We start from the raw sequence: 7,622 nt of genomic DNA, 5'->3' as shown, positions 1-7,622 counted from the left end.
ATCCGTACACTTTTAGCTCGCTGTGATGCCGTATCCGGCAGATCAATATCTACATAAAATGGTCCAAACTGTGGGCGGAGCATACCGTGATAGGCCATTGCAGACAGCTCTGATGCGTTATACGGGTTGTTGGGTACATAGAGGTGGTATTCGTTCGTCATCGAAAAGGGTGCATCATTGTGTGAAAGAGTCATGCGCCCATGATGACAAAAAATAGCTCCGGCCGACGGCGTGTCGACCGGAGCTGTGGATAACTTCGACTGTCTAGCTAGTTGGTACTATTCACCAGCAGCCTGAACTACTTCTAACCATTGGCGGCGAGCCTTGAGCGCCTCTTGGACAGAAGCGACTTTCTTCTGATCTCCAGCCTGTTCGGCTGCAGCAAGATCAGCTTCTAACTGAGCAATCGTATCTTCCAACTGTGACAAGGCAGAATCGGTACGCGCCTTAGTTTCTGGATCCGTCTTGCGCCAGTGTTCTTCTTCCAGCTCGGTCAGCGCCCGTTCGAGCTTACTCATGGCTGCTTCCATGCGGCTGATGTCTTTGCGCGGAACACGTCCTGCGTCATCCCAGCGTGTGCGGACGTCTTTCATAATGGCGCGAGCTGATTCAAGACTCTTGAATGGGAGATGCTGTTCAGCATCTTTGAGAATCTGCTCTTTGACTGCAAGGTTCGCTTCGTATTCACGATCCAATTCAGCATTCGCAGCATCACGAGCTTTGAAGAAGACATCCTGTGCGCTCCGGAATCGTGCCCACAATGCATCGTCATCTTTTCGCGAGGCCCGCGGCGATTTTTTCCACTCGGTCATCAGATCCCGATACTGGATCGTTGTGGGACCCCAGTCGGTAGAATTCTGCAAGGCCTCAGCACGAGCAATTAAGTCTTCTTTGATTTTCTTTGCTTCCGCATTTCGTGCGTCTAATTGCGAAAAGAAAGCACGACGATTCTTTTCAAATGTATTGCGAGCTGAACGAAAACGCTGCCATAATTCGTCTTCTGTAGCTCGAGGCAAGCGTGGCCCAGTTTTTTGAACAGTACGCCATTGCTCGAACAGTTCACGCATTTTCGCGGTGGACTGTTTCCACTGGGTCTTGTCTGGATCTTGACCAGAGACTTCTTCGGCCTCGGCGACGATCTTTTCGCGAGCAGCCTGCTGTTCGGCGATGGCCTGCTCTCGCTGAGCTTGAAATTTGGCTTGTCGTTCGACGAGATCATTCTGCAGTTGTGTCGAGAGCTCACGAAGTTTGGCCATATCCCCGACTAGCTGTCGGGCAGCAATCGTTTGATTGATTTGATCAAGAGTCTTCAATAACTCCTGATTCGATGCATCAGTGTCAAGACGCTGTTTGAGTAGCTGTAGCTGCGTCATAACGTCGTCATATTTACGAACGTAGTAGGCCAGCGCCTCCTCCGTTGATGCTTCTGGTACCTGTCCAACTTCGACCTTTTCCTCGCCATCGAGAAGGGTTACAACCCCGTCGTCAGATACCTCAGCAAACTGCTTGGCTTCCCCAAGATCAGAGGTGTAGGCAGGCGTTGGTGCCACCGGTGCAACCGGATGGACTTCAGCTGGGGTAACAGCGCTTGGTTTAGGAGCTACTGGTTTTGGGGCGTCGGGTTGTTGACTCGTTGTCACCGCTATAACTTTCTTCCGTAGGTGGAGATCCCGTCAGCCATCGGATGACTGTGATGAGATGGTCACTGATAGCTTACGCGAAACGCATACAATGGCAGAGTACTTTAAATAGGATGCGTAAATCTGCGCATTGCACTACCCACCATAGAACTCTTGGAGATCACACCGCTATGTCCCGTAAGACTTCACTTTCTGGATTCCACGAATGGCTGCCCGAAGAGCGTCTCGTAGAACTCCATGTGCTCAATACACTGGCAGAAGTCTTCGAACTCCACGGGTTTTCCAATATTGAAACGCGGGCTGTCGAAACGTTGGGGACGCTCCTGCGTAAAGGGGAAATCGACAAAGAGGTGTACACGGTTTCGCGCATTCATGAAACGGATGCCCCAGATCCTGCTGACACTTCGCGGTTGGCATTGCACTTTGACCTGACAGTACCGTTTGCGCGCTATGTGACAGAAAATGCCGGCCACCTAAACTTCCCATTCCGTCGTTACCAGATCCAAAAAGTCTGGCGCGGCGAACGCCCCCAGGAAGGTCGTGCACGGGAATTCACCCAGGCTGATATCGATGTTGTCGGGGACGGCGCACTGGACTTCCGCCACGACATCGACGTTGCGTTGGTGATGGCCGAAGCGCTATCCAAACTGCCGATCGGTCAATTCATTATTCGGATCAATAACCGCAAGCTAGCCGAAGGCTTTTATCGTGGTATCGGTCTTGAAGATACCGCCGGAGTGTTACGAAATATCGACAAGCTGGAAAAGATCGGTGCTGAGGAAGTTTCAAAGGCCCTACAGGAAGATTTAGGCGCTAGCGCGGAACAGGCTGAATTGGCTCTAGCGCTTGCTCAAATTCGTGCTGAGGATTCCTCGTTTGTCGACCAGGTCCGCGCACTGGGCGTGGAGGATGAGCTGCTTGATGAAGGGATTCAAGAGCTTGCAGAAGTTATTGATCAACTGCACAAGCGTGTTCCCGGGACCGCGGTGGCGGATCTGTCGATTGCTCGGGGGCTGGATTACTACACCGGCACGGTGTACGAGACGAACCTGGTGGGCCATGAGCAACTCGGCTCGATCTGTTCCGGTGGTCGATATGATGCACTGGCGACGAAAGGTAAGCGCAGCTTCCCGGGTGTTGGACTGTCAATCGGCGTCACACGATTGATCTCACGGCTGTTTTCGCAAAATATGGTTAAAGCAACACGTAAAGTTCCTACCGCAGTCTATGTCGCACTGACTTCAGATGAAGATTGGTCAGCAGCTCAAGATGTAGCCCAACAGCTACGCTCTCGAGGAATTAATACCGAAGTAGCCACCAAGGCTGAAAAATTTGGCAAACAAATTCGGCACGCCGATCGTCGGGGCATCCCGTATGTCTGGTTTACCAACTTTGACAACGGCCAGACCATTCACGAGGTCAAAGACATTCGTACCGGGGAACAGAGAGCTGCAGACCCCACCACATGGATGCCACCTGCAGAAGATTTTCAAGCCATGATTCTCAACACCGTTGAGCACAACGACTAATTGCGCTGAACGGTAGACTAGCTTCGAATATCACAGAATTTTAATCAACACGTAGAACTCAAAAGGGGAAACACAACGTGCTTCGCACCCATCAACTCGGCAAACTCAACGCCGAACACATTGGCCAAACCGTGACCGTGGCAGGCTGGGTGGCTCGCCGTCGCGACCATGGTGGTGTAGCTTTCATCGACCTGCGTGATGCTTCCGGTATCGCACAAATCGTAGTGCACGATGAATCCCAGTTCGATCACCTGCGCAACGAATACGTCCTGCAGGTTACCGCTGAGGTAAAGGCGCGTCCTGAAGGGTCGGAGAACACAAATATTGCGTCGGGTGATATCGAGCTCTACGCCTCTGAAGTTACCGTGCTCAACACCGCAGCAGCGCTGCCATTCCAAATCGATGAGCACGTTGAAGTCGGCGAAGAAGTTCGCCTCAAACATCGATACCTGGACTTGCGTCGCCCTGAGCCAGCTCGCATTATGCGCTTACGTTCGGAAGTTAATCGCATTGCCCGCAACCTGCTAGCCGACCATGACTTCATCGAAGTCGAAACCCCAACGCTGACTCGTTCTACGCCAGAAGGCGCGCGCGACTTTCTGGTCCCCGCACGTTTGGAGCCGGGCTCCTGGTATGCCTTGCCACAGTCGCCGCAGCTGTTCAAACAGTTACTGCAGGTTGGTGGTATTGAGCGCTATTACCAAATCGCTCGCTGCTATCGTGACGAAGATTTTCGTGCAGACCGCCAGCCAGAGTTCACCCAGATGGATATCGAAGCATCCTTTGTCGAACAAGACGACATCATCGAACTCGCTGAAAACCTGCTGAGTGAGATATGGAAACTCATTGGAGTGGAAATCTCCACACCAATTCCACGGATCACGTACAAAGAAGCCATGGAAAAATACGGCACAGATAAACCAGATCTGCGCTTCGGTCTGGAGCTGACCGACATGACCGAATACTTCAAAGACACCCCGTTTCGGGTATTCCAAAATGAATATGTCGGTGCAGTCGTGATGCCAGGTGGGGGCGCACAGCCTCGTCGTCAGCTGGATGCATGGCAGGAATGGGCAAAACAGCGTGGTGCCCATGGACTGGCCTATGTGCTGTACAAAGAAGATGGCGAAATGACCGGCCCAGTTTCTAAGAACATCACGGAAGCAGAACTTGCCGGTCTGGCCGAAAAGGTTGGGGCCAACCCTGGCGATGCGATTTTCTTTGCTGCCGGTGATCCTGTGGCTTCACGCGCACTGCTGGGTGCAGCCCGTGTTGAAATTGGTCACCGCGTTGGGCTGATCAAAAATAACTCTGACGTACCAGCAGAAGAACAAGACTGGTCCTTTGTCTGGGTCGTTGATGCTCCGTTATTTGAACCTGCTGCCCTGGCTGAAGCCGAAGGTGACGTCGCAGTGGGTGATGGGGCTTGGACCGCTGTACACCACGCATTCACTTCGCCAAAACCTGAATACTTCGATACCTTTGACACCAACCCCGGTGAAGCGTTGGCCTACGCCTACGACATTGTCGTCAACGGCAATGAAATCGGTGGTGGCTCAATTCGTATCCACAACCAGGAAATCCAAAAGCGGGTCTTCAAGGTCATGGGCATTTCCGAAGAAGACGCCCAAGAGAAGTTTGGCTTCCTGTTGGACGCTTTCCAATACGGCGCTCCACCGCACGGTGGTATTGCCTTTGGCTGGGACCGCATGATCTCGTTGCTTGCTGGGACAGATTCCATCCGAGACGTCATTGCCTTCCCGAAGACCGGCAACGGCCACGACCCACTAACTGACGCACCCGCTCCAATTCCCGATGAGCAACGCGCAGAGACTGGCGTGGACTACGTGCCAGAAGAAGACGATGTGACAGAAGAGGTCAACGCCTAATAACTTCTTGGCCATAAACAAAACGCCGGTCGACTCTTGCGGTCTGACCGGCGTTTTGTTGCAAGATCCAAATACCTATCTTGTTGTTCGCACTTTGACCGAGTATTCGACACATTTCAGGCACCCAAAATCTGCACGCACATGGTTATCGTGCCACCAGACATTGGGCAGAGACTAGCACCGGGGCGATCGAAATTCGGATGCCTCGCTGCGGCAGCAGCAGAAGCTGCGCCACTATTTGAGCACATGAGCTGAGACTTCATTGTCAGTCATAGTGAAACCCACTGCGGCGCAGATCAATTTCGTCTCCCGTCCGCTCTGATCCTTCGCAAAATAAGTGGCGACGGCCCTTCACCCTACTGGAGCCCAAGGCCCTGGTTAATTACAACCAGCGGTCACACAACGAGTGGGACTACCCGCGCCGCGGTGCCGCCAAGTCATCCGAATCAATAACTAAAGTAAACGGGCCACTGTTGACCAGGGCAACATCCATCATGGCACCAAATTCACCGGTTGCTACGTCCAAACCTTGGTCACGAATTCGTTCCACGAAATACTCATACAGTGGTTCCGATTGCTCCGGGCGAGCAGCTTTTGACCACGACGGACGCCGTCCTTTGCGTACATCCGCATAGAGGGTGAACTGCGAAACCACCAAAACCGGTGTGTTGAGCTCAAGCGCAGACTGTTCGTCGCCGAGAATTCGCAAGTTCACAATCTTTTGTACTAATGCATCAGCCTGCTCTGGGCCGTCATCAACGGTGACCCCCAATAAGATCAGCAGCCCAGGGCCGGAAATCTCACCCACTGCACGTTCTTCGACGGTGACACTTGCTGACGAAACGACTTGAATAACTGCACGCATGGCTCCAAGTGTAGTTGCGGATATCATCAGTCTGTTGCAATCACTAGAATAGAGGCGTGCAAGATTTGTTCTCCTCGGCCCATGATGATGACGACGACCGTACGACGACCACCGGTAGAGCCTCTGCGGGTGCACCCTTGGCCGTGCGGATGCGTCCAAGGACCTTGGATGAGATCGTCGGCCAGCAACATCTACTGACACCGGGTTCGCCGCTACGAAAACTCACAGAAACCACCGGTACGAAGAACATCGGGCCGACTTCCATTATCTTGTATGGTCCGCCAGGCACCGGTAAAACGACGCTCGCGCATGTCATCTCCCATGCCCCGGACAGAAAGTTCGTTGAGCTGTCGGCTATCTCGGCCGGAGTAAAAGACGTTCGTCAGGTCATGGACCAAGCGCTCGATAATCGCGACCTTTACGGTCGAACCACCATCTTATTTCTGGACGAAATTCACCGTTTCAATAAAGCACAACAGGATGCTCTGTTACCAGGGGTCGAAAATGGCTGGGTAATTTTAGTTGCTGCCACCACCGAGAACCCATCATTTTCTGTCGTGGCACCATTACTATCACGGTCCATCATGCTGACTCTTGAACCTTTGACCGATGAGGATATCGGCTTACTCATCGAGCGAGCCTTAGTCGATGAGCGCGGGCTCAACAACACCGTGGAACTTGATGAGGAAGCGCGGGACTACTTGATTCGGATGGCCCAAGGCGACGCACGCCGGGCATTGACAACTCTGGAGGCCGCAGCCGGAGTGGCAGTAGATCAGCACGGTACTAACAACGGTCCGGCTGGCATTACCGTCCAGTATGCTGCCCAGGCTATGGACCAGGCTGTGCTACGTTACGATAAAGATGGCGACCAGCACTACGACGTCATTTCCGCGTTTATCAAATCCATCCGTGGCTCCGACGTTGATGCCGCATTGCATTATTTGGCGCGCATGATTCATGCCGGAGAAGACCCGAGATATATTGCCCGGCGTCTTATCGTTCACGCTTCGGAAGACGTCGGAATGGCAGACCCCACAGCTTTGCAAACCGCTGTTGCCGCGGCGCAAGCCGTTCAACTCATTGGAATGCCAGAAGGACGTATTCCACTAGCTCAGGCAGTGGTGCATTTGGCCACCGCGCCGAAATCCAATGCGTCATATGTGGCCATTGATGCCGCTTTAGCAGACGTGAAATCAGGTCATGCCGGGACTGTTCCGAAACCTTTACGCGATGCACATTATCCGGGGGCCAAAGCGCTAGGCCACGGGGTCGGCTATAAATACCCGCATGCATACCCACACGCGATCACCGACCAACAATACTTGCCCGATGAACTCCAGGGACGAGAATATTACCAGCCCACCGGCAACGGCCGAGAACAGATGCTGGCAGAGCGGGTCGACCGTCTCCGTGCCGTCATACGAAACCAACCTATGCCCCAATCTCAGCCGACACCTGAGGCAGATGCTCAAGGACCTGAACAGCAGGAGCTCCGGTCGGTAAGGAACAACGTTGCGGACGATTAGCGGTCAAGCTGATGAGTCTGCTAAACTTGCCGCTTGTCTGGCACGTTTCTGCAGTTCTCGGAGAAACGGTAGTAATGACGGTTGGCGGTATAACCCTCAGCTCTCTGGAAAACAACGACATCAGAGGCCAGGATTCACAAACAGCAATCGCTAGTCGGCGCTGTCCTGTG

Annotated in this window: 6 protein-coding genes; 3 read left to right on the top strand and 3 right to left on the bottom strand. The window is 53.2% G+C overall.

Translation table 11 applies throughout. The annotated features are described in order from the left end of the window. Positions 1 to 194, bottom strand: a 194-nt coding sequence (locus K8V32_RS04950; RefSeq protein WP_303903759.1) for a hypothetical protein, incomplete at its 3' end; no start/stop codon positions are given. An 84-nt stretch (positions 195 to 278) separates the two neighbouring features. Further along, on the bottom strand, positions 279 to 1,640 hold the full coding sequence (locus K8V32_RS04945; RefSeq protein ID WP_303903757.1) for a DUF349 domain-containing protein: 1,362 nt from the start codon (positions 1,638 to 1,640) through the stop codon (positions 279 to 281). Between the two features lie 170 nt (positions 1,641 to 1,810). Between K8V32_RS04945 and hisS the strand changes: the two genes are divergently transcribed. Both hisS and aspS read left to right on the top strand, forming a co-directional pair. Beyond that, the gene (gene hisS, locus K8V32_RS04940; RefSeq protein ID WP_303903754.1) at positions 1,811 to 3,169 is read left to right on the top strand and encodes a histidine--tRNA ligase; all 1,359 of its coding nucleotides are present in this window, start codon (positions 1,811 to 1,813) and stop codon (positions 3,167 to 3,169) included. A gap of 77 nt (positions 3,170 to 3,246) precedes the next feature. Next, a complete protein-coding gene (aspS, locus tag K8V32_RS04935; protein WP_303903751.1) occupies positions 3,247 to 5,058 on the top strand; it encodes an aspartate--tRNA ligase in 1,812 nt (603 codons plus the stop codon). 412 nt (positions 5,059 to 5,470) lie between these two features. Here aspS and dtd read toward each other — a convergent pair whose 3' ends face one another. After that, on the bottom strand, positions 5,471 to 5,923 hold the full coding sequence (dtd, locus tag K8V32_RS04930) for a D-aminoacyl-tRNA deacylase (protein ID WP_303903748.1): 453 nt from the start codon (positions 5,921 to 5,923) through the stop codon (positions 5,471 to 5,473). Between the two features lie 56 nt (positions 5,924 to 5,979). Here dtd and K8V32_RS04925 point away from each other — a divergent pair, with 56 nt between their 5' ends. Further along, positions 5,980 to 7,452 (top strand): replication-associated recombination protein A, encoded by a 1,473-nt coding sequence (locus tag K8V32_RS04925; protein ID WP_303903745.1) that lies wholly within the window; start codon positions 5,980 to 5,982, stop codon positions 7,450 to 7,452. The last annotated feature ends 170 nt before the right edge of the window (positions 7,453 to 7,622 follow it).

The organism is Enteractinococcus helveticum (assembly GCF_020742345.1).
In the GTDB taxonomy this organism is placed as follows: Bacteria; Actinomycetota; Actinomycetes; order Actinomycetales; family Micrococcaceae; genus Yaniella; species Yaniella helvetica_A.
The sequence above is the reverse complement of the archived record's forward strand: the minus strand, read 5'-3'. Positions and strand labels throughout refer to the sequence as shown.

Coding starts and splice junctions, on each gene's coding strand:
- dtd (WP_303903748.1), bottom strand. CDS start 5,923: ATGCGTGCAGTTATTCAAGTCGTTTCGTCAGCAAGTGTCACCGTCGAA.
- hisS (WP_303903754.1), top strand. CDS start 1,811: ATGTCCCGTAAGACTTCACTTTCTGGATTCCACGAATGGCTGCCCGAA.